The sequence below is a fragment of the Micromonospora polyrhachis genome (assembly GCF_014203835.1).
GTDB lineage: Bacteria > Actinomycetota > Actinomycetes > Mycobacteriales > Micromonosporaceae > Micromonospora_H > Micromonospora_H polyrhachis.
Genome location: NZ_JACHJW010000001.1, coordinates 409,569 through 435,385, shown reverse-complemented (window position 1 = coordinate 435,385; position 25,817 = coordinate 409,569). Strand labels below are relative to the sequence as shown.

Sequence of the window (25,817 nt, the reverse complement as noted above, 5' to 3'; positions counted from 1 at the left end):
CCGCCGACTCGGCTACCGGCCAGCCCGCGTACGTCACAACGATCCTCACTTGGATCCGCTCTGGCGGGGCATCCGCTTCTGCCGCGAGTCGATCGCTACATAGCGTTATCGAATCCCAAGTCGGCTTCGGACGTGTCGATGAACGTGTGCCGGCCCGCAGCCTTCATGCCTGCATGATCCAGGGCTGCAAACGCCAGTACGGCGCGAGGCGGGTCGGCGGCTCGTCGAGGGCGAGGACCCACTCGTCGCCGAACGTTCCGATGGCGACCTTGACTTCGTCCAGGCGTAGCAGCAATCCGGCACAGGCTGGCCGGTCGTGGGGCCCGAGGATGATCGCGGCGTCGGTCAGCCGTCGTCCCACCGCCCCGGCCAGCAGGTCCGGCACGGCCGCCGAGGCGACCCGCACCTCACCGAACTGACCCATCTCATAGCCCAGGTACGGGTCGGCGATGCTCAGCTGAACGTCGTCACCACAGCCGTGCAGCTGGGTCGGCGGCCGGTGGTCGAAGTGCAGCCAGGAGTGAACGAGACTCGCCGCGGTGTCCGGATCGCGTTCACCGTTGTTCCAGTAGCGGGCCTCGGTCACCTCGACCAGCCGTCGTCCGATCCGATCCCGCAGCCAGCTGGTCACCATCCGTGGGTCGCTGAAACTGGCGAACGGCGAAGGGTCGAGAGACAGCGCCAGCCGCACCGCTTGCGCGGTGGCCTCGTACACGTCACCAGCACCCGTGTCGACCTCGGTAGTCAGGGCGTCTACGACGGTCACCCGATGACGGCCCCGACCGGTCGGCACGTGACGTAGCGCCTCATGCGCCCCGCACACGGCCTCCTGCCACTGCGCCTCGTCGTGAAGAACACCCGGCGCGACCGTGACCTCGTCGGCTACTGCGGGAAACACCTGCACAGTCACTGCGGCGAACCGGACCCAACGGTTGGTCTGCCGAGCAACGCGGGAAGTCGCGATCACAGCCGCCATCATGGCGCCGAATCCCCTGCCCGGCCTCCGTATTTGCCGCGAGCAGGCGCGCCAGTTGCAGGCACGCCGTCACGCTCCGCCCAGCGGCTCGTCTGTCCTGCCGCCGACGCTGACCGCGCCGCTCGCCACACACGGCCGCCGCCGTCGCAGACGTTGCAGAGCCGCCACGCCGCCGACGGCGTAGGCGACATCGAACCGCCGCTCATCACCCCAGCCAAACGGCCCCACAGCTCAACAGAACTCGACGCCGCCGCGATCCGCGGCCGGCGTCTTCGTCTCCACCATTCACAAGGAGCCATGACATGCACCCGGTCGCGTTCGACCACGCGATCCGTAACGGCTCCGCGCGAGCCAACGCCGAGGGGCATCCGTGCCCGTTTCACGATGACCGGTTTTGGGCCGAGCTGAAGGCCAACAGCCCGACGGAGTGGGCGGACGCCGCTGCGGGGTCAGTTCTTCCTACACCGGCAGCGGGTGCCGCTCGACGAGGTGGTGCTGCGTCCACGCCCCCAGCCGGCTGATATGCCTGGTTGCGGACCGTGGACCTGCCCGCACGACGAACCGGCGACAACGGACGTCTGGTACGGGGAGGTGGCGTGACCATTGGGCACACCACCGGCCCGCGGATCGGATCCGTCTGCACTGGGTACGGCGGACTCGACCTGGCCGTCGAGCTGGTGCTCGGCGGCCGGCTCGCCCGGTACGCCGAGACCGATCGGCACGCCAGCACCGTCCTCGCCCACCACTGGCCCGACGCCCCGAACCTTGGGGACATCCGCACCGTCGACTGGACTCGTGTCGAGCCGGTCGACATCCTCACGGCGGGATTCCCCTGCCAGGACATCTCCAACGCGGGACGACGCGTTGGTATCACCGGCGAGCACTCCAGCGTCTGGAAGCACGTCGCCACAGCCGTTCGCGTACTTCGACCGCCGCTCCTCTTCGTGGAGAACGTCGCCGCCCTCCTGCGACGAGGGCTCGACGTCGTCCACACCGACCTGGCCGAAATCGGGTACGACACGAGCTGGTTATGCCTACGCGCATCCGACGTCGGCGCGGCCCACCGCAGAGACCGGCTGTTCCTGCTGGCCACTCCCGCAGACCGAGGGGGTGCGGACGTTGCCGACGCCGTGCGCTCGTGACGGCAAGGGCCCCGGCCATCAGTACGGCTTGCCGGACCTGGTCGAACCGACCGGAACCCGCCACGGCCTTCTGCCCATACTTACCGCGGTGGCATACGGGTCGAACATGTCCCCGTCGCCCGGAGCGACCCGCCGGCCGAGCTTGGCCGGCGTCGCCACGCGGTTGTTGCCGACCCCGACCGCCAGCGGCGGCACCGGCTACATGAGCGGCAACAACCGAGACACCTGGCGGCCCACCCTGGAATCCGCCGTCCAGGGCTACCAACCGCATCCCCGCGGCAAGCCGCCCGGTCCGCAGGCACCCGTCCCCACCGGGGCTGCGGGGCGGACATTGACCGACGGGGCTCGGTTGCTGCCGACGCCGAGGGCCAGTGACACCGGGACCCCAGGGCGGCGGGCCGGGGCCGGGTGGCGTCCACCGCTGTCGCAGGTACTGCTGCCCACACCGAGAGCGACCGATGGCACGAGGGGCTGCCCCGGGCAGCGCGGGTCGCATGGTGATCTCACGCTCCCGTCGGCGGCGGTGCGGGTACCGGCCCAGCCCCCGCCCACTCCACGCGCCTCAGACACACGAGGGCCGGGCCGACACAGCGACGGCGGGATGGACCTGCGCACCACCGTGGCAGGACTTGGCCAGCCGAATGCCGACCGATGGGGTGTCTACGCCGACGCGGTGGCCCGCTGGGAGCTGCTGCTCGGCCGTCCCGTGCCGGAGCCAACCCAGCCCGGCCGGCACGGCAAGCCCGTGCTGGCGCCACCGTTCGTGGAGTGGCTCATGGGCCTCGATGAGCACTGGGTTACCGACCCAGGGCTGGGGTTGCCGCGTACCGCCGCGCTGCGGGTCCTCGGCAACGGCGTCGTTCCCCAGCAGACAGCCATCGCGCCGCGACTGCTGCTGTGCCCGCACCGGTGGCAGGTGCCAACATGACCGATCCCACCCCGGAGGACGCCGGGTGAGCCTGCGGACCGTGCCGGTCGCCTTCGTGCAAGCCTGCCGCTTCGTCGAGGATTGGCATCGGCAGCACCGGCCACCGCGCGGACTGGCAGCCGTGCGTATTCGATCTGATCGAGTGCTGCCCGGCTGACCGCAACCTTGACCACGTTCCGTGAGGAACGTCTGCCCCTCGACCTGGCCCATCGCCGAATCAAGTCATCATCGCAGCTGGCGATGGGTCAGGATGGGTGCGCTACTGCGGCGGGGGCCGCGGGGATGACGCCGGCGGTGGCTCTGTTCCGGTCGTTGGCTGACGAGACCCGGCTGCGGATCGTGTCGCGGCTCGCGGCCGGTGAGGCGCGGGTGGTGGATCTGACCGAGGAACTGGGTCTGGCCCAGTCGACGGTGTCGAAGCACTTGGCGTGCTTGCGGGACCGTGGTCTGGTGGATTACCGGGTGCAGGGCCGGCAGTCGTTCTATGCGCTGGCCCGCCTGGAGCTGATGGACATGCTGGCGGCTGCCGAGGATATGCTCGAGGCGACCGGTTCCGCAGTGGCGTTGTGCCCCGGCTACGGCGCAGACACGCCAGCGGTGGCGCGGCGAGCGCCTTGACCAGCGCTGCACCGAGCCCGGCGCGGCGGGCACTGCTCAACCGGCGCAGCCTTCGTCTGGCGCATCTGACTGCTGGCCACAACCTCGTGAAGGCCCTGGTCGCGGTCGGCGCGGCGGCGTCATAAGGCGCATCCGCTTCTGCCGCGAAGCGCTCGTCACCGAAGGTGACGTCGGCACCGGTCTGCGACGTCCAGACGTTCCGACGCGGTCGTTCGCTAGCTTCCGGCCCCGTTACGAGATCGCCGGCGCTGCCCGTGAATCCTCTCCAGCTCCGCCGCCAAGGTCACTTGCGACTAGGGGCAGCGGCCGAACCCGTTGCGGGGTCCGGGGCAGTAGGACATGACCGCTGTATCCGGGGCCCAGGACGATGGCCGCCCCGTTGGTGGGCGGGGCGCCGACGACGCTGCTCTCCACCGCTGGTATCGCAGGAGCGAAATCCGGCCCGCCCAGGTCTCCGGCGTCCGCCGTGTCACCGTCACCCATGATCACTCCTTCTTGTCGTGGGCTCCGCGCGTGCCAGGGGCCGGTGAACCCGTCGATGCCAGCTCGGCTTCCGGTACACAGCATATCTTGTCTTCCACTATATTAAGTGGATGAGTTCTCGGGCGATGACGGAACCAGCCTTCTTCATCCTCACCGCGCTGCTCGACGCTCCGCGCCACGGCTACGGGATCGTCGCGGAGGTGGTGGAACTGTCGCGGGGCCGCGTGCAGCTGAAGATTGGCTCCTTGTACGGGGTCTTGGACCGACTCGTCGGTGATGGCCTGGTCGAACTGGATCGCGAGGAGGCATGGCAAGGACGGTTACGCCGGTACTACCGGTTGACCGAGCGGGGTCGCCATGCCCTCGACGCAGAGGCTCAACGGCTGGCCGCCAACGCACGCCTCGCCTCGACCCGGTTGCGCGAGCGGCGGAACCCGATCACGGGGACGCCGTCGTGAGCCGGCTGGAGGAGCGCTACCGGTTCCTTCTTCGGCTGCTGCCCGCCGCCTACCGGCAGGAATGGGAAGACGACATGGTCGCCGCCTTCCTGGACAGCATGGACACCGGCGACTCCGAGACCACCGCGTATGTCACGGACTACGGCCGGCCGAGCCTGTCCGAGGTCGCCAGCATCGTGTCTCTCGCCGTTCGTTTGCGTCTCGGCGGGGCTGACGCGCCACCCCGCTCGTTCGCCTGGGGGCATGCCGTGCGACTGGCGACCCTGATGGCGATGCTGGCCCACGCCGTCATGGTCACCGCCAGCATCGCCGTCACACTGTGGCTCTCCGGGAAGATCGCCTGGTTGCCGACGCCTGCACTGGAATGGCCACTCAGCCCGCCGTCGAACATCTGGCACACCGCGTGGAATCTCGCCGGCTACGCCTGGTTACCGGCCTACGTCGCGCTCGTCCTCGGACACCGGCGCGTGGCCCAAGCGGTCGCCCTGCTCGCCATCGTGCCTCCGGCCATCACCACCGCCGTGGAACAAGCCGCCGGTGACGTACCGCTGTCCGTGTCACCCTGGGCGATGCGGCTCATCGACGTGCTCCTGCTACTCGCGATGGCGGCTTTTCACCACGGCGCCCCACCGGTGCCGCGCCGCCCTTGGCTCCTCGCGCTGCCGATCGGCATCTTCCTCGTCCCCGTGCCGCTGTTCACCATCCAGGCGACCAGACCGGCGCTGAGGCTGCTGGACTGGCCGGGCCTGTCCTGCGCGGTGGTCACTGTCGCCATGGTGGTCCACCTGGCCGGTCGAGTACCCAGTCGTCCATCTCGGAGGCTGCCATGGTCACTGGCGCTCACCCTACTCGCCGTAACCGCGCTCGCCCTGCGAACCGCAACCCTGCCCGACTACAGCAACCAGGCACAGCGGACAACACTCGCCACGATCGCTTCCGTAGAGGTTGCCGCCGTCCTAGCGGTAGGCGTACCGCTCGCCGTACTGGCCATCCGGGCACTGCGCCGACTTCCATCGATCCCCACCGTCGCCCCAAGACCCACCACACCGACGTAGGAACTCGCCCAACCGCGGCACCACCGAACCGAGACGTAAGCCCATCGGCCGAGCAGAGCACAACGGAGCGCACGGTCATGCCGCGATCGCGCGGCGGCTTGTGCGCCAAGGCAACTACCCTCAGTTATCGTCTCCGGCAAGTCTGACGATCACCGCAGCAGTCTGACAGGAACGGGGCAAACCTTGCCTGACGCGGCACCAGCGCCGCGCGTGGCCGGGCCGCTGCCTCTTTAGTCGTCACGATGTGTTGCCAGGCGCGGCGTAGCGGTTCCAGACTCCACCGGCGGCGGTGACGTGGCGGTGGGTGGTGAAGTGGGCGAAGCCGAGCGCGGTTGCCACGACCGGTGCCGGCACGTCGAGCACCAACTGGCGCAAGGCCGTGACCCGGGCGTGGCCGACGTGGAGGCCGACGCCGGTCACCCACCGCCGCAGCGCCTCGTATCCGACCGGCTGCCAGGGCCTCGTCCTGGGAACAGCCACCGGCAGGATGCGCTCGCCGCCACGGTGAGGTTGTCCCGGTTCGCGCGCAGCTCGAGCAGCAGCGCGGCGAACGGCTGCGGCACGGGACTCGGTGGATCATCGAGCCGGATCGTCACGTCCTCGCCGGAGAGCAGGGCCAGCCTGTGGGCGGCCGGGTGGCGGATCATCGCCTCCCGGCCAGCGGCTGGGTGGCTGGTCACGCCCGAGCCGCCCCGCGTCGACCATGGTCTGGTGCCCTCGTTCTTAGGCACTGGCCAACGTCGCGGGTGTAGAGCATCCGCCCCTTGCGAACGAAGTGCGGCTCTTCTATCTCTCGCGCTCATCGCTTGGCCCCGCCATAGGACGCGGGCGGTTCTGCCAGTGCGTCTGCGTTCCTGGTCGAAGGCTGGTGCAGTGTGACGGCGCGAGTACGAGCAGGCGGAGGTGCCCCATGAGCGGGCGTCATGCGCCCCTGGGGCACAAGACCTGTAGGTCCCAGCCCGGCAGGCCCTTTTCGCCGTTGGGCACGAGCCTTGTTCCGAAGCGGGTGGCGTCGGGCCGTCCCGCATGTTCCCATCGTTGCAACCAGGTCCGTAACGCGGGCAGGGACGCGGAGCCGACACTGTCGGCGAGGATGGTGCCGTCGGTCAGGATTACGGCGGCGGAAGTTGCGGTGGTGTGTCCGATGCCGCGCCTGCCGGTGCCCAGGGCGGCGATGCTGCGTTGTGGCCCGCCGACGATAACGGAGTAGGCCGTCCATGACAGCCAGTCCAGGGGCGCGCGGTGGTAGGTCTCGGTGTGGCCGGGGTTGAGCAGCAGGTTGAGGGCTGTACGGGCACCGGTGCGTTGCGGATCGTCGTGGTCGCGCCAGCCGATGGATATCCATGCCGGATGAGGGCGGTCGATGTGGTGGTCCACCCATCGGCCGGGGATGGTCAAGGCGTCATCCACGGCGATGGTGGTGCTCTGGGCGTAGCCACCGAAGGTGACCGTCTCGACGTGCGGCTGTCTGGCGGTCAGGGTGGTGGACGGCTGTGCGGCGATGGGCAGGCAGGCGACGATCCGTCCGTCCGGGGTGAGTTGATCCGTCCACGCCCGGGGCAGCCTTGGCGGCGCGCACCAGGCCGCGATTCGCTGGTAAGGGGCGTTCGGCGGGTAGCCGATCACGCCGTCGGCGACGTGGCAGGTGATGGTGGTGACACCGCGTTGGTAGTGCAGCCGACTCGCCCATCCGACAAGATGGTCGCTGATGTCGACGCTGGTCACGCGACCGGACGCGCCGGCTCGGGTGGCGAGCAGCGCCCCGGAGTATCCCGTGCCGGTGCCGATTTCCAGCACGTGGTCGCCTTCGCGTACGTCAAGGGCGACTACGTCGCGGTGGATGGCCTCGGCCGCAGAGCGGTGCAGGGTCTCCCCGCGGTCCTCGTTGTGGACGTAGTAACGCTCAGGAACGCTACCGAGCAGCGAATCAGCGGCGGTCATGGGACTCCTTCCCTGAGGAGCGGTGGCCGGGACGGCCCTCGGCGGCTTCTCCTACAAGATGACCGCCGGCACCTGTACCCCGGTTCTGGCGGAGTTGATCGAGGCCGCGGCCGAGGCGACGATCAAGCTCGCCCCCCTGCCCGAACCGTCCGAGGCGGCGTAACCCTGCGCGAACCGGGTTCTCGCTGGCTGATAGCCGGGACTTCGGAGTGTCGGTCCGCGATGGTGGTTAGGAGCCGTCGTACGGGCTTGGGCTACCTGTTCTTCCAGGACGCACCGCTGCTGAGCGGCCTGCTCGGACTCTGCTGGCGAATTCGTCGCGTGTCGCTGCCGGGCTGGTCGGCTCTGGGTTCGGACGCTGTTGTCGACAGACGGCAGGGTTCGATGGTCTGGAGTGGTGGAGATGTCGTTGCGGCCGCGTGCGGATCGTGGGATACCTGTGGAGACCGCGCGGGTGGCGTGGGCGGCGTTTCCGAACGCGACGTTCTGCATGCGGGTGCGCGACGTGCTCGGTCCGCTGTTTACCGACGAGGCGTTCGCCGGCCTGTTCTCCGGGCGTGGCCGGCCGGCCGAATCGCCGGGAATGCTGGCGATCGTCAGTGTCCTGCAGTTCGTCGAAGGGCTGACCGATGCGCAGGCCGCCGATGCGGTTCGCGGTCGGACTGACTGGAAGTACCTGCTGGGACTGGAACTGACCGATCAGGGATTCGACTCTTCGGTGCTGTCGGAGTTTCGGGGCCGTCTGGTCGAATCCGGCTGCACCGAGGCGCTACTGTCCGATTCGGTGCTCGACCGACTCAAGACAGCGGAGCTGCTCACGCCGGGCGGACGAGCACGTACCGACTCGACCCATGTGCTTGGCGCGGTCCGCAGCCTGGAACGCCTCGAACTGGTCGGTGAGACACTACGCGCGGCGCTGGAGGCCATCGCCGCAACCGCTGTAGCGCGCCAAAACCTATCGCACAGACTGTGAACTGGCGTTTCTTCAATCGGGCTGACCATCGTCGGCATGGTCGTACGGCTGCTGTATCTGGGGGGTGATCGCCTGTTCACCGGACTGGGATTGCTGATCCGCAGTGACAAAGCGCTGATGGCCGAGGTCCTCGCGCTGCGGCATGAGGTAGCCGTCCTGCGCCGGCAGATCCGTGGCCGGCCGCGCCTGTCCTAGCCTGCGAGGTTCCACAATCCTGTCACCCTCGTTGACCTGGCCGGGATGGAAGGCTTTCCGCGTCCTTGTCCCGATCGCTCTGAGGCCACCCGGTAGCTTGGAGAACATCAGTCCCGAGCTCACCCTAACCGTCGGCGGACGTCTGCTCGGAGTCGAGGGCTGCCGGAGTGCTCCGTGCCCAGCCCGCGGTAGCGAGTGCCTGCCGTCCGGCTGCCGGCGGTCGATCCGGAGCCGAAGATGGACTGAAGTACTCGCGGCTCGGCTCGCTGGTTTTACCAGAGCATCCCACCGGGTACTGGGATTCGCTAGTGCCGATTCCTCGCGCCATACCAGCCCCGACGAACGACACTCATGATCCGCGAGACAGGACCTGGTCGGTTGGGGACCGCGACTGGTCGATGGCTTCCTTCGTGTATCTCTCTACGAGATCCGCGAGTTGGGCATCATCGAGCGTTTCGAGGCTGACCACGACGGCCAGCCGTCGGAGTCTGCGTGCGGTGATCCGTAGAATCTCGGTCCGTGCGGTGCCGGATTCGCCGGCCATGCCCAGATGGCCCTGGGCTATAGCGCGGGCGACACGTGGATGCGCGCCCAGTGTGGGACGTTCGAGGATGGCGACGGCCTCGTCTTCGTAGAGCTGGGCGCCCAGGTCCTCTCCCAGGCTGTGGATCCGGGTCCACAGACGTCGGAAAACGTTGCGGGGGCGTCCGATGATGCGTTCGTATCCTGGGCGGCGTTGCTCGTTGGGCCACCGCCAGAATGCGATGTCCGGCAGTAGGACCAGACTGAGGAATGACCATACGTCCTCGCTGGCCGCGTCGGCAGGCACGATGGCCATCTGGCGGTACAGGGCCGGTGCCAGCTTCCGGTCGAAGGCGGTGCCCTTCGTCTTCGTCGGAGGCGCCGGCCAGCCTGCCTCTGCAGAGATAGCGCGGACGGTCTCCTGCAGAGTTCGGAGGTCGTTCTCCGCCACCCGGTACGGCGCGGTCGGGTACCAGCTGGCGCGCAGGTCGGTGGTGGCGGACAGCCGACGCAGATCCTCGACGGCCTGGCCGGTGTGGGCAGCCAACCGCTGCTCGGCGACATGTGCAGGTAGGCGCGGGTAGACCTGGAGAGGGCTCATACGAGGACCTCGTCGAGGCCTTGGAGGACGGCCTCGAGCTCACCTGGGTCGTTGTCGTGTTGGCTGCGCAGGTCAGACAGGGACCGGTCGGGGAAGTACCGGCGGATGAGGTTGACGAACAGTTCTCCGAGGGTCCCTTCGCCGTAGTCGTGGCTGTCCTGGAGATCCTCGCAACGTAGCGCTGTATGGATGAGCTGACGGAGGACGTCGTGTCGGAGCATCTCGGAGAGGGTCATCGAGTCCTTCGCCTCCGGATGCTGCAGCATGCTGATGATCGCGGGATGGTCGGTGTTGAGGTACAGCCGGATGCTTCCGGTGTCGGATGCGTCCAGATCCGGGGTGCAGGAGAGGTACCACAGGGAGCGGCGGCCTTCGGCCAGTCCGCTCTCGGCGAAGCTGGTACCCACGACAGGGAACCGGCTGCCGCCGCCTTCCAGCCTGAAGCGTCGTCGGTCCTGCCACAGGATGGCGCTGGGCAGGTTGGGTGCCAGCGGAGAGAGCGGTGCGGAATCCGGTACGGCCAGGACGATGCGTGCGGTGATGGTGAGAGTCCCACCGACCTCGGTACCCGGGACCATCGCGGTCATCAGGTTCTCACCGTCGACGAGTATGACTGGTGGTGAGTTGCCACGACGGTTGGTGCTACTGCTGTACCAGGTGAGAACACAACTCAAGGCGGTGGCGGCAGACAGACCGCAGTCCTGTAGCACACCGGGGAGGTCGACGTGGGCTGTCCAGGTCGTATTGAGGTCGGTGAAGTAGTCCCAGTCGGGAACCGATTCGCCTTCTGAGACGGGCAGGCCGTGCAGGCCGGTGAGGGTAACGGCCACGGACCGGATCCGCTCCTCGAACGGGGTCAGGTAGCCGGTGCTGATGGGCGCGGTCACCCCTGCGTCGCCTCCTGTCGAATGCGTAGAGTAACGGCAGCGTCGATGGGTTGTGTCAGGGTGACGGTCCAGTGTTCCGGCGGATCGGCGGCGAGCGTCAGGCACGGGCCGGGTGTCAGGGCGCGGGTGTCCCGGTTCCGCCAGTGCAGCACCTCGACCGGTGTGGTCTCGTCGGCCGCTTCCGGTGCCCCGTCCACCACCGCGACCAGCGGCTGAGCGATGAGCATGAGGCCTTCGCCGTTGTCGGGGCGCTTCGCGAGGTCGATGTCGAACTCGACGGCGCGTCTGCCGTCGGGTAGCACCGTTGGCCGTGGCCGCGGATGGAACCTGAAGCTCAAGCCTCGTGCGGAGCCCGGAGCGCGACCAGGAGACCCCTGCCGGTTCCCCCAGCCGTTCGTGTTGATGCCGCAGGGTGCGGGCGTACCGGCGTGCGCTGTTCCAGGTGTCCCCGCTCCCGCCGGAGCCGGTGGGCGTGGTGTTGCAGTGTTCCCCGGAGCCGGGATGCGGGAGTCGGTGCCCCCGGCCTGGGTATCGAGCAACGAGCCGAGCGCGTTTGCCAGTCGCGAGATCCCTGCGGTGGTTCCGGAGATGGGGGTCGACGAGTCGATGGTCCGGCGGTCCTTGAAGATGCGGTCGATTCGTTGGAGTGCCTGGCTGACAGGATTACGGGCGTAGTGCTCGCTTTAGACTGTCACCGTTCAACAGCAGCGTCAGGATGAGGTAGGAGCCGGTGTCGCTGACCGACAGCATCAGTGACGACCTGCGCGCGATGACCGCAGTTGTCGGCGCGGCGCAGCGGCAGGCTGCTGCGGCCGAGCAGGTCATCGCGCAAATCGCCGCTCGGGCCGTCGCGGTCGGCTTCGCGGGTATCGCGGCGGGGCTGGCGCAGGTGGGCGAGGTGGTCGGGCGAGCCCGCGCACGGCTGACAGCGATCGGCGCAATCCTGGGGGAGGCAACGCGCCCGGTCGCCAGCGTTGCGCAACAACCGTCACCTCAGGAGACGATCAGCGCCCTCGCGCCGCTGCTGACCGTCCTCTCCCGGGTCAATGCCGAAGTCGCGGCGGCGGCAGGCGGGATCGAGGAGGCTCAGCGGCTCGTCACAGTGGCGCTGCGGGGAGGCCAACCCGGCCCGACACTGGCGCGCCTGCATCAGCTCAGCCAAGGGCTCTCGGCCGTCAGCGCCCGAGGAAACCAGGCGCGGCACCGTGTCGAAGCGGCACTTGCGCAGGCCCGGCAAGTCGGTGACGTGGGAAAATGGCTGCGGGCGGCGGCGCGAGCCGGCCGCCCGCTACGCGCGACGGCGCCGCGAACCTCACGCGCGCACCGAATCCGCCGGAGTGGCTCCCTGGCTGGCTGACAGAGGCCGCCCGCGATCTGCCTCGACGACAGGCGAAGGACCCCACATCCGGTGTGGCGCTGATCAACGGTGAGCGGATACCCATGAGATCCGGCCGGGACCCCGCCGCCGCTGCCGATCTCAAGCCGGCCTACAAACTCATCGCCACCACGACCGACCACTTGGAGGCCAAACTCGCCGCCCGGATGCGCCGCGACCAGGTCATGCATGCCGAGGTGTTGACGAACAACCCGCCGTGCGACTACGAGCCCTACGGATGCGAGAAGATCCTCTCCCGGCTTTTGCCCGCCAGCGCACAGCTGAGCGTGTACGTACGCGATGATGACGATCAGGTATGTCTCTGGCGCACCTACCTAGGCAACGGAAAGGCGATCGCATGAAGGCCACGTGGGCATACGACCGAGGCGACCACCGCGACAACCACGAGACCGACGTGACCGACCCCGCTGTCCTGGAGGCACTTCTCCACGAGATCCATCAGGCCGGTGAGCCCGTCGCGGTCACCATCTTCAGCGACACCACCGACGATCCCGATGAACTGCCACCCGGCCTGCAGATCGGGCTCGGCCACCCCACCCACGCCTTTGCGGTACACATCGCCGATGACGGCGGCTACCTCAACGACCCGACAGTCCAGACACCCGACGAGGACATCAGCTTCGACCTCGGCGGGATACCCACCGAATGCGGCGCCGAGAACCTACGGCTCCGGCCCGCAACGGCCATACAGATAGCAGCCACCTTCCTTAAGAATGGCGGCAAACAGCCTCACTTCCCCGAAACCACCTGACCGCTGGCCATGCCGACCATGACGAGTTGACTGGCCAGCTCGCTCGCGGAGATGCCCTGGAACCGGGAGTTGTTCCCGCGATGTCAACTTTGGGATGGTGACGAACCGGTTACTCGAAGGGATGCCGCCTGGTCAAGGTGTCGGACGGTTCGCATATGCTGCGGGCCCCGGCCGGGACGGCGCTGTCGTGTGAAGCGCTTGGGCAGACGGGGAATGGTCCGGCGCTGAGAGGAGTTCGCGGGTGCGGCGAACGGGTCCGGAGGAGGACGTCGCTGGCGCGGATGCCTGGCAGCTGGGCGGGATGCCCGGCGGCCTACTGCAGGCCAGCTATCTGACGCCGGGCAGGTACGCCGCCCAGTACCGGGCGATAGTCGACGTGTTGCTCGCGCAGCAACAGCACACTCTGACCGGTGTCGCCGCTGCGGATCTTCCCGACCTCATCCGGGCGCATCTGGCCGCCTCGGATGCGGACCCCGCCCTGGTCGAGGAGGTCGGGTTCGACCTGCCGGCTCGGATGACAAGCCTGGAGCGGTGGGGTGTCGTCGACCGGTTCCAGGACCGAGCGCTGCGGGACGCGGACTTCATCCGGAACTTGGACCGGTACCAGCTGACCGAAATCGCCGCGCAGCTGCATCAGGCGGTTACGACTCTCGGGCAGGACGCCGCGACGGCGGCTGCGGCCACGCTGGCACCTGGCGTGTTGACCGCGAACCTGACGCAGCTGCGTGATCTCGCCGAACCAGATCCGGGCGAGGCGGCGAACGCCTGGTCGATCATCTTGAATACCCACCAGTCGATGGCGCGGGCTGCAGCCGGGTGGCAGGCTCGGCTGGCGTCCGCGTTGGCCGGCACACCGACCGTTGACAAGATTACGGTGGTGCAGGAGACCCTGCGCCGGTACGTCGACATGTGGGGTGCCGGCGTTGACGTGCATTCGGAGACGATCACCCGCCGGGTGAACGAACTGAGTGCGGTCTCGGACGGGGTGTGGCGGGCGGTCGCGGCCCGCATGCTCGGGCCGAACGTCGACGACCCGGCGATCGTGGACCTGGTCGGGACGTACCGGCAAACCTTGGAGACGCTGCGCTCCTGGTTCGATGGCCCGGACTGTCAGGCCCGGCGGCTGCGGCGGCAGATGCGCGACACGATCGGTCCGCTGTTGCGTGGGCAGCGGACTCTAGCCGCAATCGGTGGGCACATGTCGCGGCGCGCCGAGCTGCTCGCTTTGGCGGCCCGGATTGAGGCCGCTGGCGATGACGAGGCGGGCTGGCAGGTGTGGTGCAACGCGACCGGCCTGTACGCGGCCCGGCACCTGCCAGGGGTGGCGCCGGCACCGGCCGGTAACCCGTCCGCGTCGTCATGGTGGGAATCCGACACGGTGCCGGTCGAAGCCCGGCTGCGTAAGCAGGGCCCGCGCGGCACGACCGGGGCACCGGCGCGGCTGGCCGACAACACCGGCAACCGGAAGATCGCGCGGGCGAACGCGGTGGCGCAGCAGTCCTTGGCGGCACAGACCGAGGCGGCGGTCATGGCCCGCTCGGGGATGCGGTTGTCGGACTGGCCGCCGATCTCGGAGGCGGAGACCACGCTGCTGCTGCAGTTCCTGACCGCGATGCTGCGGGGCAGATCAGCGGCGGCCGGGACGCGGACCGCGACCACCGGGGACGGCCGCTGGTCGTTGCGGGCCGAACCGGTTCCCGGCGGCGTGGACGCGGTGATCCACACACCGGCGGGCCGGCTCGTGCACCCGGATCTGATCTTGCACATCTCCGCCACCACGACCGGGAGCATCGGATGAGCGCCAGAACGTCGGCGCAGCAGGTCGCGGCGCAGCACGCGTTCGTCGGCCTGCTCGCCCAGCCGATGATCACCCCTGCCACGAACCGGGAGTTGCTCCGGCTGGTGGTTCGCCATCAGCAGCCGCTGTCGGAGGCAGCGCGCCGGCTCGGGTATCGGATCCAGCGGGTCGGTCAGGCGGCCCGACTGATCCGGGTACCGGTCGGCGGAACGGCGACCGTTCCGCCCCGGCCGTCGGACGCCCCGTCTCGGCGGCTGCTGGCGCTGATGTGCCTGATCGCGGCGTGCTGCGAGGAGGTGTCCGGGACGGTCACCCTGCAACGGTTGTCCGACATGGTCCGTGACGTGTGTGCCGCCCCCGGCGTGCAGGTGTCGCACTACGACCCAGACATCAAGTCCGAGCGCCGGCAACTGCGGGACGCGGCGGCGCTGCTGGCCCGCTGGGGTGTGCTGAACCGGCGGACCAGCGACGAGAAGATGCTGGAGGAATGGACTGAGGACGGGTCCGGCCCCGGCGCCGGCTACGAAGTCGACCGGGACGCGCTCCTACTGATGACCAGCCCGGACGTGCTCGCCGCCGCGTTGCAGCCGGAGCCGGCGAACGCGGACGCAACCCGCACGATCCGGCTACTGCGGGCCCTGGTCGAAACCCCGGCAGTGCTCTACGCCGACCTCGATCCCCCCGACGCGGACACGCTGCGCCGACACCGGTCCCGATACGCCAGCTATCTGGCGCAGATGACCGGCGGTGCGATCGAGGCCCGACAGGAAGGGATCCTGCTGGTCCTCCACGACGGCGACGGCCGTCCACCGACGGTCGCCGATTGGCCGCGGGCGAAAGCCGCGGACTGGGTCGCGCTGCTCGCCGCCGACCAGGCCGGCCGCGACGGCGTCCGCCACGACGACGGCACGGTCCACCTGACCCGGGTCCTGGTCGACGAGCTGATCGACGACCTGATCCGCTCACGGGGTGCGTACATGAACGACCGGCAGAAAGCCGACCCACAGGTCGTCCTCGACGACGCGCAGCGGGTCCTGACCGAGCTCGGCCTGCTGCGAGTCACCGGTGACGGCGGCTGGGTGCTACTGCCGCCCGTCGCCCGCTACCGCGACCCGGACGTGCTCTATCCCGAAACCACCAGCCGCACCTCGTCCGCCGCTGAGATGACCATTGTGGAGTTTGCCTGATGAGCGCCCTCGCCGGCCCGACCGTACCGTCACCGGGCCCGCACCTGTCCGACGCCCAGCTCGCCGGATGGCGCGACGCCGTCGCGCACGGCCGGCTGCCGGATCCGGTCCGCAGCCGGTGGCAGATCCTGCGGGCCGGGGTCATCGGTTTGTGGGAGTTCGACGTCGCCGAGTACGTGTTCGCTGACGGCCGCGCCCAGTTCGTCGGCGCGAACCAGTCCGGCAAGTCGACGCTGATGACGTTGACGACGCTGATCATGCTCGCAGGCAACCTCGAACGGCAGAACATCGACACCTTCGGTGACTCCGGCAAAGACTTCCGGTACTACGTCGAGCCGTCCGGCAACGACCAGGACCGCCGCGACGACTCCGCGACCGCGCATCGCGGCTGGGCGTGGGTCGAGTACGGCCGGATCCGTGACGAAGGCACCTCGGAGTTCTTCACCACGCTGCTGTACGCGCAAGCCAAACGGGGCGTGTCGCAGCTGACCCGCACCTGGATGATCTGCCACGGCACCGCCCGGGTCCGCGCCGGCCTCGACCTGGTGAGCGGGCAGGCGGTCACCGAACCGAAACACCTCGACGGCATTGACGGAGTCCAGGTCTTTCCCACCGGCACGCACTACCGGCGCAAGCTGACCACCACACTGTTCGGGTTCACCGATGAAGACCGGTACGCGACCGTGCTCGAGCTGCTCAAGACCCTGCGGACCCCGCATCTAGGGCAGAAACTGAATCCGGACTGGTTCACCAACCAGATCCGCTCGGCATTGCCACCGCTGGCCCGCGACGAGATCGAAGGACTCGCCTCTGGCTGGCAGCAGGTCGAGCAGGTCGGCGCCGACCGCACCGACGCCGAGGAGGCCCGGTCCGCGATCGTGGACTACGTCACCAAGGCGTGGCGGCCGTGGGCGGACGCCGTTCTGCGCCAGCACGCCGACACCCTCGCCGAAGCCGACGCCGCGCTCAGCGCGGCGTCGGCGGCCGTGGACGCCGCCGCCGCGACGCTGGATCAGGCCCGGCAGGCTCTCAACGCCGAATCGACCAAGACCCAGCAGCTCACTAACGCCGCCGAGCGTAACCGCGGAGCGCATCAGCAGCTGCTGGAGTCCGCGGCGTACAAGAGCGCGACCAGCCGGGCCGAAGCCGCGACGTTCGCCCGCCGCGCCGCCAACCAAGCCGCCACCCGCGCCAATGAGGCCAAGGCGGCGCTGGTCACGCTGGGCAGCCTGTACGAGCAGGCGCTGGCCAAGCAGACCAAGGCGCAAGCGGACCTGGAGACCGCCCGCACCGGCTACCAGGCGGCGGTGACCGCCACCGTCACCGCCGCCGGCACGGCGATGCTCGGAGACCTGGCGGCCCAGTGGGCCGCCGACGCGGATACTGCCCGGCTGGACGCGGCCGTTGCCGCTCGCAGGACCGCGGTAGCCACCCTGCGAAACCTGCTGCGGGAGACGACCAAGCTGGCTGCCAAGTACCGCACAGCCGACGACCTGGCGAGCGCCGCAAAAGCAGACCTCAACACCCGTAACGCCGATGCGGAGGCCGCCGCCGGCAGGCTCAGCGACGCGATACAGCAGCTGTCCGACGACATGGAACGGTGGGCCGCCTCACTGACCGGACCCGCACCGGAGTCGGCCCTTCAGCAGCGCTGGCTCGAGCAGGTCACGACGGAGTCGATCGCCGCCAGCCCGCGTCAGGTGCTGCAGCAGATGCTCATACGGGACTGGCTCACCCCAGCCGTCGACCCGCGCACCACCCGAGTCGCGCAGCTACGTACCGAAGCCGAACAGCAGCAGTCCGCGGCGACGGCCGCTGACCGGGAAGCCGACGAGCTAGCGATGCACGGTGACCCGGTCCCGCCGGCTCCGGCCGGCTGGACCCGCCGCCCGCGGCCACCGTTCCCGTCCGCAGACGGGGCGCCACTGTGGCGGCTGGTCGACCCGGCCGACGGGGTCGAGCGGGACGTGCTGGACCAGGTTGAGGCCGCCTTGACCGCCGCAGGCCTGCTCGACGCATGGGTCACCGTCGACGGGGTGTACACCGCCGGCCGCGACGGCACGGACATGGTCGCCACGAGCCTGCCCACAGCGACTGGTCCGGCGCTGTCGAGGGTGCTCGTCCCAGCCGGCGACAGCGGCCCGCTGACCGCGACGATCACGACAATCCTCGACGGAATCGGGTTCACCCCGGCCGGACAGCCGCACGCCAGCGCTGTCGCGGTCGCCGTCGACGGCCGCTGGCAGACCCCGACCGCCGCCGGACAAGCAGGTCCGACCGAACACGGCGCCGAGCTGATCGGCGCTGCCGCCCGCGCTGCCGCCCGGCAACGCCGGATCACAGAGTTGCACGAGCTGGCCGAGCAGCACCGCGCCCAGGCCGATGACGCAAACCAGGCCGCGGACACCGTGATCGATGAGATCGCCGCGCTGCGGACCGCGGCGGAGCAGGCACCGTCTGACGGCGACACGGTCGCCGCCGCATTGGCGTTGACGGCCGCCAACCGCGAACGTGACACCGCCCAGCGCAAGCACATGGCCTTGGCCGGCAAAGCCGACGCCGCCCGCCAGGTGTGGGAGACCGCGACCGCGGACGCAACCGCTCACGCGCTCGAACACCGGCTGCCGAACTCCGACGAGCACCTCGACAACGTCACCGAAGCGCTCGACGATGCCGCAGCCGCGACCGGCCGGCTCCGACTCGCCGTCCAGGGCCGCGACACCGCCGAGCAGACCAGCGCCGCAGCAGAATCGAAGACCATCGAATCCGAAGCCCAACTTGACGCCGGCGTCGAGGCAGAACGGACCGCAGCGGCCGAGGCGGCACTGCTCGACGAGCGGGCCACCGAGGCGGAGAAGGCTGTCGGGCGTGGCGACCAAGAGTTGTTCGACCGGGCCACCGAACTCGATCGTGAGGCCGACGCGCTCAAATCGGCGATCGCCGCCTCCCACCGTGACGGTCTCGCCCTAGCCGGGGCCGCCGCCACCGCGCAGAGTGACTGGGAACAACGCCGCCGGGAGCAGGCCACCGCCGAACAGGATCGCGGCGTCGCCGTCGTCAGCTGGTGGATTCCAGTCGACGCGGGGCTCGCTGCGGCCCGCAACCTACCCGAGCCGAGCGGGCGCACCGTCGACGACGCTTTACAGCAGGCCCGCACCGCAATCGCCAACCTGCGGCCAGCGAGCTGGCCGGCGACGCGCACCGGACGCGAGGACCGAGTCCGGCAGGTGACCGCCCGGCTGTTCGCCGGCCCCTACACCGAGCTGCAGACCAGCCTCGAAGCCAAAGGCGGCCGCGCCGTGCACGCCGCCGAAGCCGACGACGCCCGGCCGCTGCCGGAGATCACCATGGTGGTGGAAGCCTCCGGTAAGCAACTCACCCCGGCCGCGGCGATCGCGCACCTCGACGACCAGATCGCGAAGCTGTCTGCCACCCATGACGAGAAGCTGCACCAGATGTACGCGCAGATTCTGTCATCGACATTCATCAACCACCTGCGCGACCGTCTCAAGCGTGTCCTGAGCCTGCTGAGCACCGTCAACGACGTCCTCGAACGGCACCCGACCGGAGCGAACCGAACCACGCTGCGGCTGCGCCGGCACCCACGCAACGAACAACAGGCCGGCTACAAGATCTTGCGCGCTCTGGAGTCCGGCAGCTTCGAATCCGACGCTGCGCAGGAGCAACTACAGGCCTTCCTCATCGAACGGCTCCAGCAGGTTCAGGAAGCCGGCCTGCCTGGCGTCGACGACTGGACCGACCGGCTCGCCACCCTGCTCGACTACCGTGATTGGTTCGACGTCGTGTGCGAATTCCGGGTCGGGACCGCCCCCGACCCGAAATGGAAACCGCTGACGAAACAGGTCCACGCGGTTGACTCCGGCGGCGGCAAAGTTGTCACCCTGATGCAGCCGTTGCTGGCTACCCTCGTCGCCCTGTACTCCGACAACCCGGCCGGGCCCCGCCCGCTGTGGCTCGACGAAGCGTTCGAAGGCGTCGATCCCAACAACCGGGCGATCATGCTGCGGATGCTGTGCGACTTCGACCTCGACTTCCTGCTCGCCGGCCCCGGTGCCCTCGTCGCCGCGGCCCAGGTCCCCGCCGCCGCGATCTGGACCATCACCCGGGCGCCGGCGCCGCTGCCCGGCGTCGACCTATCCCTGATGCTGTGGGCCGGGAACACACTGCAGATCGTGCCGGTCGCCGACACTGCCGCGCCGCTGCTGGCCACCCCGCGACCAGCCGAACAGGACGGCCCGGACCTACTATCCACGCTCACCGCCGATGCTGCGGCCCCCGGCAGCCAGGAGATGCGGTGAGCACGGCCGCGGACCGCTGGGCCGCTTTCCCCGGCCCGACGAAAGTCCTCGCGGCCGCCCGAGAACTGCTAGAGAACGGCAAGACCGGACCTGGCGTCACCGTCCGGGTCACCCTCGACGCGGCTGAACGCGACCAGGTCGGACGGATCCTCGGTATGGCCTGGGAAGCCTCCACTGTTCCGGTCACCCTCGGCCGGTTACGCAAAGCCCTGCACGGCCTGGACGACACCCTGGAAGACCTCCTCGTCCGGCTCGGCGGTCCACTCGACGACCGGGTCGCCAAGCGTGAATTGGACCGGAAAGCCGCCCAGGACCATCTCAACAACGCCTACGCCGTCTTGACCAGTGTGGGCATCCCTGAGCATGCGGTCGCGCTCGCGCGCACCCGGCGCTGGCTCGAGTACACCAACCCCGATCTGGCCGAAAGCCGCGCCCAGGCTCTAGCCCTGCTATGGCAGCACCTGCCCGCCGCCGACCGCCCGCTGCCAGAGCTCGCGAACTCGCTGTTCGGCAACCCGCACCATCTCGACCGGGATGCCGACCTCGGCCGGCTCGCCGCCCGCCTGCTCGCCGCCGCACACGCCACGGACCCCGGCGCTGCGGCGGCTGCGGCGGGCACCGCGTTGAGCGCCGACGCGTGGCGGCAGTTGTGGGCGAGCGTCGGCGTCAGCTGCGACGAAGTCTCGGCGACCGTCCTCGTCCTCAACCTGCCTCTGGCCGGATCTGGCGCTCCAGCGGCAATCGCTGCCGCAGCCGCCGAGACCGGTGAGCCAGTCTGGCTGACCGCCCGGTCGCTGCGCCGCGCGTGGGAACCCGGACCCGGCCTTCACACTGTCCGGGTGTGCGAGAACCCGGTCGTGGTCGAAACCGCGGCGGCACGGCTAGGCCCCCACGCTCTGCCGCTGATCTGCGTGTACGGGCGCCCGTCGATCGCGGCATGGCTGCTACTGGAGGGTCTGGCTGCCGCCGGGGTCCGTCTGCTGATGACCTGTGACCGCGACACGGCCGGGCAGCAGTTCCTCACGGAACTCCTGCGCCTGCCCGGCGCGGTCGAATGGCTGGCCGCAGCTGACGGCGTCTACGAGGAATCGAGGCTACCGGACCTGCTGGCCGACCTCACCCCTGCACCGCTGGCAGGTACTTGATTCGGTACCCAGTCCAGGGCAGGGGGGTCAGGCTGCTGTTGCGGCTGCTGTCGGGGTACGGCTTGAGGGGGTATCTCTATGGGTTTTTCAAGTAGCGATCGGCGTGGTCGGGCGGGGTTGGTAGGGGATCTTGTCGCGGAGCATGGCGAACAGGACGTCGCAGCGTTCTCGGGCGAGGTAGATGAGGGCGGCGTTGTGGCGTTTACCTTCGGCTCTCCCGGGCACGGCCGGTAGTGCGACGCCGATTTCTGTCGGCAACCAGACTGAAGTCCCCGCTTGGCCATCCGTGGCCGTCTGGACGGCTGCCCTGCTGATCTGAGTCGTCGATATCCGGTCGACGGCTACGGCGCTACTTTCGTCGAGCAGGGATGATGCTGGGGAGAACAATGGGATACCGCTTCAACGCACCACCTAACTGGCCGGCACCGCCTGCTGGATGGGTGCCGCCTTCGGGTTGGACACCGGATCCCGCCTGGGGTCCTCCTCCGCCTGGATGGCAGTTGTGGGTTCCGGACTCGGCGGCTCCGGCCCCGGCGGCACCCGTCACGGCCGTCGCGCAGGCTGCTGGTGCTGCCGTCGTCCCACAGCAGCGCAACGGAAGTCCGGACATTCCGCTGTTCGGTGCCCGAGGCAAGGCGCGTGAACTGGCCGTAGAGAGTGCGCAGCTCCGCGCCGAGTTGGACCAGGTACGCGTCGAGCTGACGGGCTTGCGGGCAGAGATGTCACGGCTCGGTGTGCTGTCCGCGATGGAGTTGGAGCAGCACCGGGACCGGCTCAGTCGTGAGGTCGCCGACCTGACCGCTAAGGGCGAAGCCCAGAAGGCCGAGCTCGACCGGCAACTGCGTGGGCTTCGGCAGCAGATCGTGGTCACCGAGGAAACCGCACTGTTACAGGAAGCTGGTGTCTATCGGTACCGGCATCCCCTGTCGGACGCGGTTGCCTACCAGAGCCAGCTCAGCCGGCTTCAGGACCAGATCAAGGCTATGACCAGGAAGGACGGGGGAGCGGTCAAGGCTGCCACCGGGTGGACGGTCAATGGCTCGCTCGCCGAGGGCCGGGTGATGGTCCGGGATTTCTCCAAGCTGATGCTCCGTGCCTACAACGCCGAGGCGGACAACCTGGTACGTGGGTTGAAGCCGTACAAGCTCGAGTCGGCCGTCGACCGGCTGGGGAAGGTGGCGGCCGCCATCGCCAAGCTCGGCAAGACGATGCAGATCCGGATCGCCGAGGATTACCACCGGCTGCGGATCAAAGAGTTGGAACTCACCGCTGACTACCAGGAGAAGCTGGCCGAGGAGAAGGAACGGGAACGGGAAGAGAAGGCCCGGCTGCGCGAAGAGCGACGCGCCCAGCAGGAAATCGAACGCGAACGTGCCCGCCTCGACAAGGAACGCCAGCACTACGCCAATGCCCTGGCCGCTTTGCAGGCCAAGGGCGATGCTGACGGTGCCGCCCAGATGCAGGACCGGTTGACCCAGATCGACACCGCGATTGAGGACGTTGACCGGCGGGCCGCCAACGTCCGAGCCGGCTACGTGTACGTGATCTCCAACCTCGGCGCGTTCGGCGAGAAGATGGTCAAGGTCGGCATGACCCGTCGCCTGGACCCGCTGGACCGGGTACGCGAACTCAGTGACGCCTCGGTGCCATTCAACTTCGACGTCCACGCCCTGTTCTTCTCTGACGACGCTGTCGGCATCGAGGCGCAGATGCACGCACGGCTGGCTGACCGTCGGGTCAACCTGGTCAACCGCCGTCGCGAGTTCTTCTACGCCACGCCGGAGGAGGCCAAGGAACACCTGCTGGCGTTGACTGGCAGCCTGCTGCAGTACGAGGAGGTCCCGGAAGCCCTCGAGTACCGGCAGAGCCTCACTCAGGCCCAGGAGCAACCGGTCACGACCACATGACATGCAGAGGTTGGACGGCCGGTGCCCACTGAGCCCGTGGGTCCAACGGATCAGTCGCGCCCGCAGCCGTTCTGACGACTGTCATCAGCAACGGTCGCCAGCGGGCCAGCCGCTTTGGCCATGATCAAGTGGGATAGCTGAGTTGGAGAGATACGTATGTCGTCGGTCGGACTGTTCGCCTACGGGTCAACGGGCGGCAGCGCAGGTGTCGACCTGGGTGAGGTGCCGTTCGTGGTAGTGGACGTGGAGACGACCGGGCTGTCGCCGAAGTCCGATCGGATCGTGGAAATCGCCCTGGTTCGCGTCGAAGGAGGCCGGGTGGTCGACGAGTGGGCAACCCTCGTCGACCCTGGACGCGACCCCGGTCCAACCTTCATCCATCACATCACTGCCGACATGCTGTCCGGAGCGCCCACGTTCGCCGACGCGGCGGGCGAGATCCTGTCGAGACTCGACGGGGCCGTGGCGGTAGCGCACAACGCCCGCTTCGAGGAGGGATTCATCGCGCAGGAGTTCGCCCGGGTCGGCATCAGCACCGCGCCCCTGCCAGCGGTGTGCACCCAGCGGCTGGCCCGACAGGTGCTGGCCGCGCCGAACTTCCAGCTCGTGTCCTGCTGCACTGTGTGCGGTATCGAGCTGCACGACGCCCATACCGCTCTCGGTGACACCCGGGCAACCGCCCAGCTCCTCAACAGACTCCTGGCCAACGCGCCCACCTTGCGGTTTCCCTCCCCCTCCGCCCCTGTCCCGCTGCCGCGGTACCCCCGCCTCGCCCAGCCCCGTACCAGGGTCACCGGCCTGCGCAAGGGCACGGATGGTTGGATCCAGTCGCTGCTGGGGAAACTGCCCTACTCCACCAGTGACGCCGACCCGGCGTCCGCCGAGGCGTACCTCGCCGCCGTAGGGAGCGCACTCAGCGACGGTCGACTGACTGGCGCCGAAGCCAAGGTACTGGCACGGCTGGCGGGACAGTCCGGCATGGGCACCCAGCAGGTGCGGGACCTGCACCACCGCTACCTCGACGGGCTGCGGGACGTCGCACTCGCCGACGACATCCTGACCGGCACCGAGTACCAACAGCTCGTCACAGCCGCACGACTTCTCGGCGAACCGGACTACTTCGCGGACCTCACCGCGCCGAAGGAAGAGAGCACGGACCGCACCCAGGCCGCCAAGCAGAAGGGACAGCGCGTCTGGTGCAGCCCGTCCGTGGCCGCCGACGTCCGTGGCCGCCTTACCCAGGCTGGCTTCGTCCTGGCGCTGAACCTGACCCGCAACGTCGTCACCGCCATTGTCGCCGCCGCCGACCGAGACAACACGAAGGTCGCGCGAGCACGCGAACTCGCCATACCGATCCGCTCCGATATGGCCCTCGACGACATGCTGGGTACCACCGCCGCGTCTTCCTCGGCATCCCAGCAGCCCGACAGCACAGCCGCCGTGGGCGTCGAACCGACCTGCTCCCGTACCGAGCCGACATCGGCCGCTACGGTGCCCGGTCCCACTCAACGCGTACCGCAGGTCATCGCTGGCTGGTACCTGGACCCGTCAGGGCGGTGGACCTACCGCTTCTGGGATGGCCAGAGCTGGACCGAGAAGGTCAGCGGCGGAGACGGCCGGACGTGGTCAGACAGCACCGGCCTATCGCTGTGGTGTGCGCCCACGACAGATGGACTGGTCGACGGCCATCAACCGCACACTCTCGTGGACCAGATCACGACGATGCAGAAGACCGATGTCCACGCGGCGCTGCTCCTGACCGTCCGATGCATCGACGCGGTGGAGAACGACTCACGAACCAGTGGATGTGGGGTGGCTCCTTGGTTCTATGAGAGGGCTGCCATCATCTTCGCCCGACTGCGTGACCCCGCCGCCGAAGTCGCCGTGCTTGAACGATTCGCCCGGCAGCGACATGCTCCCGGGGCCGCGCCTTCTGGGCTCCTCAACCGCCTCCGCAAACTACGCCAAACCACTGCGCCGTGACGATGCCATCGCGAGTGGGCGAACTTGTGTCATAGTGAATTGGGTAATCTTCGTCTTGTCCTAAAGGCGGGTTTGGGAAGATGATCGGTGGCTAGGTATAGACGTCGGGGCCATTGGCGTCGCGGACGTGACGGGCGGCGCCACTGGGTTTCGACGCATTACGTCAACCGCAGTGTCGGTTACTCCGCAGGGAAGCGTACGAGTTGGATTTCTGCTTCTCCCCGCCAATCAAGGCTGTCCCCGCAAGTCAACCCTCCGCGTTACTCCCAGGGGCGTGTCATCCCCAATGCTCGATGCCCCATATGTGGGGCGGCTACCTACTTCTATGCTAATGAGCGGGGAAGCAAGGTTTACTTCGATGAGTTGGGGCCGCCTTGGCCCAAGCATCCGTGCATCACGACATCGGGTGTCGTCCCAAGCCGCCCCCCGCATCCCGCCGCTGTGTCCTCATCTCCACCGTCCCGAGCCGCATCTGCACCAAACGCGACCGGGTACCCGGCTAGCCGCAGATGGATGAGTCCAGCTCAGGCAACCAGTTTATCTGACAGCATA

At 68.7% G+C, this 25,817-nt stretch carries 24 protein-coding genes and 1 pseudogene; 17 read left to right on the top strand and 8 right to left on the bottom strand.

Translation table 11 applies throughout. The features are described from left to right. Window positions 1–163: 163 nt before the first annotated feature. Window positions 164–967, bottom strand: a complete 804-nt coding sequence (locus FHR38_RS01615) for a hypothetical protein (protein ID WP_184532146.1) — start codon at window positions 965–967, stop codon at window positions 164–166. 605 nt (window positions 968–1,572) lie between these two features. Here FHR38_RS01615 and FHR38_RS01610 point away from each other — a divergent pair. The 5 genes from FHR38_RS01610 (at window position 1,573) to FHR38_RS01590 (ending at window position 5,660) form a co-directional block, all read left to right on the top strand. After that, complete coding sequence (locus FHR38_RS01610; RefSeq protein ID WP_184532144.1) at window positions 1,573–2,118, top strand: DNA cytosine methyltransferase; 546 nt, start codon at window positions 1,573–1,575, stop codon at window positions 2,116–2,118. 88 nt (window positions 2,119–2,206) lie between these two features. Further along, complete coding sequence (locus FHR38_RS01605) at window positions 2,207–3,046, top strand: hypothetical protein (protein WP_312881716.1); 840 nt, start codon at window positions 2,207–2,209, stop codon at window positions 3,044–3,046. 240 nt (window positions 3,047–3,286) lie between these two features. Then, window positions 3,287–3,664: an ArsR/SmtB family transcription factor gene (locus FHR38_RS01600; protein WP_184539100.1), complete on the top strand. Its 378-nt coding sequence runs from the start codon at window positions 3,287–3,289 to the stop codon at window positions 3,662–3,664. Window positions 3,665–4,272: 608 nt separating this feature from the next. Next, window positions 4,273–4,605 carry a PadR family transcriptional regulator gene (locus tag FHR38_RS01595; RefSeq protein WP_184539098.1) on the top strand — a complete coding sequence of 111 codons (333 nt, stop codon included), beginning with the start codon at window positions 4,273–4,275 and terminating at the stop codon, window positions 4,603–4,605. Further along, window positions 4,602–5,660 (top strand): hypothetical protein, encoded by a 1,059-nt coding sequence (locus FHR38_RS01590; protein WP_184532139.1) that lies wholly within the window; start codon window positions 4,602–4,604, stop codon window positions 5,658–5,660. Before FHR38_RS01595 ends, FHR38_RS01590 begins: the two co-directional genes overlap by 4 nt. A 237-nt stretch (window positions 5,661–5,897) precedes the next feature. Here FHR38_RS01590 and FHR38_RS01585 read toward each other — a convergent pair whose 3' ends face one another. From FHR38_RS01585 to FHR38_RS01575, 3 genes are all read right to left on the bottom strand, one after another. Further along, a complete protein-coding gene (locus FHR38_RS01585) occupies window positions 5,898–6,080 on the bottom strand; it encodes a hypothetical protein (RefSeq protein ID WP_246448072.1) in 183 nt (60 codons plus the stop codon). Beyond that, on the bottom strand, window positions 6,077–6,340 hold the full coding sequence (locus FHR38_RS01580) for a hypothetical protein (RefSeq protein ID WP_184540503.1): 264 nt from the start codon (window positions 6,338–6,340) through the stop codon (window positions 6,077–6,079). Before FHR38_RS01580 ends, FHR38_RS01585 begins: the two co-directional genes overlap by 4 nt. A 241-nt stretch (window positions 6,341–6,581) precedes the next feature. Next, window positions 6,582–7,601: a methyltransferase domain-containing protein gene (locus FHR38_RS01575; RefSeq protein ID WP_184532137.1), complete on the bottom strand. Its 1,020-nt coding sequence runs from the start codon at window positions 7,599–7,601 to the stop codon at window positions 6,582–6,584. 22 nt (window positions 7,602–7,623) lie between these two features. Here FHR38_RS01575 and FHR38_RS01570 point away from each other — a divergent pair, with 22 nt between their 5' ends. The 3 genes from FHR38_RS01570 (at window position 7,624) to FHR38_RS01560 (ending at window position 8,769) form a co-directional block, all read left to right on the top strand. Next, entirely contained in the window at window positions 7,624–7,764 is a 141-nt protein-coding gene (locus FHR38_RS01570; protein WP_184532135.1) for a hypothetical protein, read from the top strand. A gap of 276 nt (window positions 7,765–8,040) precedes the next feature. After that, on the top strand, window positions 8,041–8,574 hold the full coding sequence (locus FHR38_RS01565) for a transposase (RefSeq protein WP_184532133.1): 534 nt from the start codon (window positions 8,041–8,043) through the stop codon (window positions 8,572–8,574). A 36-nt stretch (window positions 8,575–8,610) separates the two neighbouring features. Continuing rightward, the gene (locus tag FHR38_RS01560; RefSeq protein WP_184532131.1) at window positions 8,611–8,769 is read left to right on the top strand and encodes a hypothetical protein; all 159 of its coding nucleotides are present in this window, start codon (window positions 8,611–8,613) and stop codon (window positions 8,767–8,769) included. Between the two features lie 349 nt (window positions 8,770–9,118). On the opposite strand, the gene FHR38_RS01555 is transcribed toward FHR38_RS01560, so the two are convergent. The 3 genes from FHR38_RS01555 to FHR38_RS01545 are packed head-to-tail and all read right to left on the bottom strand — an operon-like array spanning window position 9,119 to window position 11,006. Then, window positions 9,119–9,892, bottom strand: coding sequence for a DUF6339 family protein (locus FHR38_RS01555; RefSeq protein WP_184532129.1), 774 nt, complete (start codon window positions 9,890–9,892; stop codon window positions 9,119–9,121). Then, the gene (locus FHR38_RS01550) at window positions 9,889–10,779 is read right to left on the bottom strand and encodes a hypothetical protein (RefSeq protein WP_184532127.1); all 891 of its coding nucleotides are present in this window, start codon (window positions 10,777–10,779) and stop codon (window positions 9,889–9,891) included. Before FHR38_RS01550 ends, FHR38_RS01555 begins: the two co-directional genes overlap by 4 nt. Beyond that, window positions 10,776–11,006 (bottom strand): hypothetical protein, encoded by a 231-nt coding sequence (locus FHR38_RS01545; protein WP_184532125.1) that lies wholly within the window; start codon window positions 11,004–11,006, stop codon window positions 10,776–10,778. Before FHR38_RS01545 ends, FHR38_RS01550 begins: the two co-directional genes overlap by 4 nt. 503 nt (window positions 11,007–11,509) lie before the next feature. Between FHR38_RS01545 and FHR38_RS01540 the strand changes: the two genes are divergently transcribed. The 7 genes from FHR38_RS01540 (at window position 11,510) to FHR38_RS01510 (ending at window position 21,375) form a co-directional block, all read left to right on the top strand. Then, window positions 11,510–12,136 (top strand): DUF6244 family protein, encoded by a 627-nt coding sequence (locus FHR38_RS01540; protein ID WP_184532123.1) that lies wholly within the window; start codon window positions 11,510–11,512, stop codon window positions 12,134–12,136. Continuing rightward, window positions 12,034–12,516, top strand: a complete 483-nt coding sequence (locus FHR38_RS32720; RefSeq protein WP_184532121.1) for a DddA-like double-stranded DNA deaminase toxin — start codon at window positions 12,034–12,036, stop codon at window positions 12,514–12,516. The genes FHR38_RS01540 and FHR38_RS32720 overlap by 103 nt, the downstream gene beginning before the upstream one ends. Then, window positions 12,513–12,926 carry an Imm1 family immunity protein gene (locus tag FHR38_RS01530; RefSeq protein ID WP_184532119.1) on the top strand — a complete coding sequence of 138 codons (414 nt, stop codon included), beginning with the start codon at window positions 12,513–12,515 and terminating at the stop codon, window positions 12,924–12,926. The genes FHR38_RS32720 and FHR38_RS01530 overlap by 4 nt, the downstream gene beginning before the upstream one ends. A 241-nt stretch (window positions 12,927–13,167) precedes the next feature. Further along, a complete protein-coding gene (locus FHR38_RS01525) occupies window positions 13,168–14,724 on the top strand; it encodes a DUF2397 domain-containing protein (protein ID WP_312881714.1) in 1,557 nt (518 codons plus the stop codon). Next, window positions 14,721–15,911: a TIGR02678 family protein gene (locus FHR38_RS01520; protein ID WP_184532117.1), complete on the top strand. Its 1,191-nt coding sequence runs from the start codon at window positions 14,721–14,723 to the stop codon at window positions 15,909–15,911. The genes FHR38_RS01525 and FHR38_RS01520 overlap by 4 nt, the downstream gene beginning before the upstream one ends. Then, complete coding sequence (locus FHR38_RS01515; protein WP_184532115.1) at window positions 15,911–20,230, top strand: TIGR02680 family protein; 4,320 nt, start codon at window positions 15,911–15,913, stop codon at window positions 20,228–20,230. The genes FHR38_RS01520 and FHR38_RS01515 overlap by 1 nt, the downstream gene beginning before the upstream one ends. Then, window positions 20,227–21,375, top strand: coding sequence for a TIGR02679 domain-containing protein (locus FHR38_RS01510; protein WP_184532113.1), 1,149 nt, complete (start codon window positions 20,227–20,229; stop codon window positions 21,373–21,375). The genes FHR38_RS01515 and FHR38_RS01510 overlap by 4 nt, the downstream gene beginning before the upstream one ends. An 87-nt stretch (window positions 21,376–21,462) precedes the next feature. Here the strand turns inward: FHR38_RS01510 and FHR38_RS01505 are convergent. Beyond that, window positions 21,463–21,588 (bottom strand): annotated as a pseudogene (locus tag FHR38_RS01505) (IS110 family transposase); the annotation flags it as partial. A gap of 287 nt (window positions 21,589–21,875) precedes the next feature. Here FHR38_RS01505 and FHR38_RS01500 point away from each other — a divergent pair. Both FHR38_RS01500 and FHR38_RS01495 read left to right on the top strand, forming a co-directional pair. After that, window positions 21,876–23,282, top strand: coding sequence for an SNIPE associated domain-containing protein (locus FHR38_RS01500; protein ID WP_246446235.1), 1,407 nt, complete (start codon window positions 21,876–21,878; stop codon window positions 23,280–23,282). Between the two features lie 156 nt (window positions 23,283–23,438). Then, a complete protein-coding gene (locus FHR38_RS01495) occupies window positions 23,439–25,265 on the top strand; it encodes an exonuclease domain-containing protein (protein ID WP_184532111.1) in 1,827 nt (608 codons plus the stop codon). The last annotated feature ends 552 nt before the right edge of the window (window positions 25,266–25,817 follow it).

Coding starts and splice junctions, on each gene's coding strand:
- FHR38_RS01600 (WP_184539100.1), top strand. CDS start 3,287: ATGGGTCAGGATGGGTGCGCTACTGCGGCGGGGGCCGCGGGGATGACG.
- FHR38_RS01595 (WP_184539098.1), top strand. CDS start 4,273: ATGACGGAACCAGCCTTCTTCATCCTCACCGCGCTGCTCGACGCTCCG.
- FHR38_RS01575 (WP_184532137.1), bottom strand. CDS start 7,601: ATGACCGCCGCTGATTCGCTGCTCGGTAGCGTTCCTGAGCGTTACTAC.
- FHR38_RS01560 (WP_184532131.1), top strand. CDS start 8,611: ATGGTCGTACGGCTGCTGTATCTGGGGGGTGATCGCCTGTTCACCGGA.
- FHR38_RS01555 (WP_184532129.1), bottom strand. CDS start 9,892: ATGAGCCCTCTCCAGGTCTACCCGCGCCTACCTGCACATGTCGCCGAG.
- FHR38_RS01545 (WP_184532125.1), bottom strand. CDS start 11,006: ATGCTCATCGCTCAGCCGCTGGTCGCGGTGGTGGACGGGGCACCGGAA.
- FHR38_RS32720 (WP_184532121.1), top strand. CDS start 12,034: ATGGCTGCGGGCGGCGGCGCGAGCCGGCCGCCCGCTACGCGCGACGGC.
- FHR38_RS01530 (WP_184532119.1), top strand. CDS start 12,513: ATGAAGGCCACGTGGGCATACGACCGAGGCGACCACCGCGACAACCAC.
- FHR38_RS01520 (WP_184532117.1), top strand. CDS start 14,721: ATGAGCGCCAGAACGTCGGCGCAGCAGGTCGCGGCGCAGCACGCGTTC.
- FHR38_RS01515 (WP_184532115.1), top strand. CDS start 15,911: ATGAGCGCCCTCGCCGGCCCGACCGTACCGTCACCGGGCCCGCACCTG.
- FHR38_RS01495 (WP_184532111.1), top strand. CDS start 23,439: ATGTCGTCGGTCGGACTGTTCGCCTACGGGTCAACGGGCGGCAGCGCA.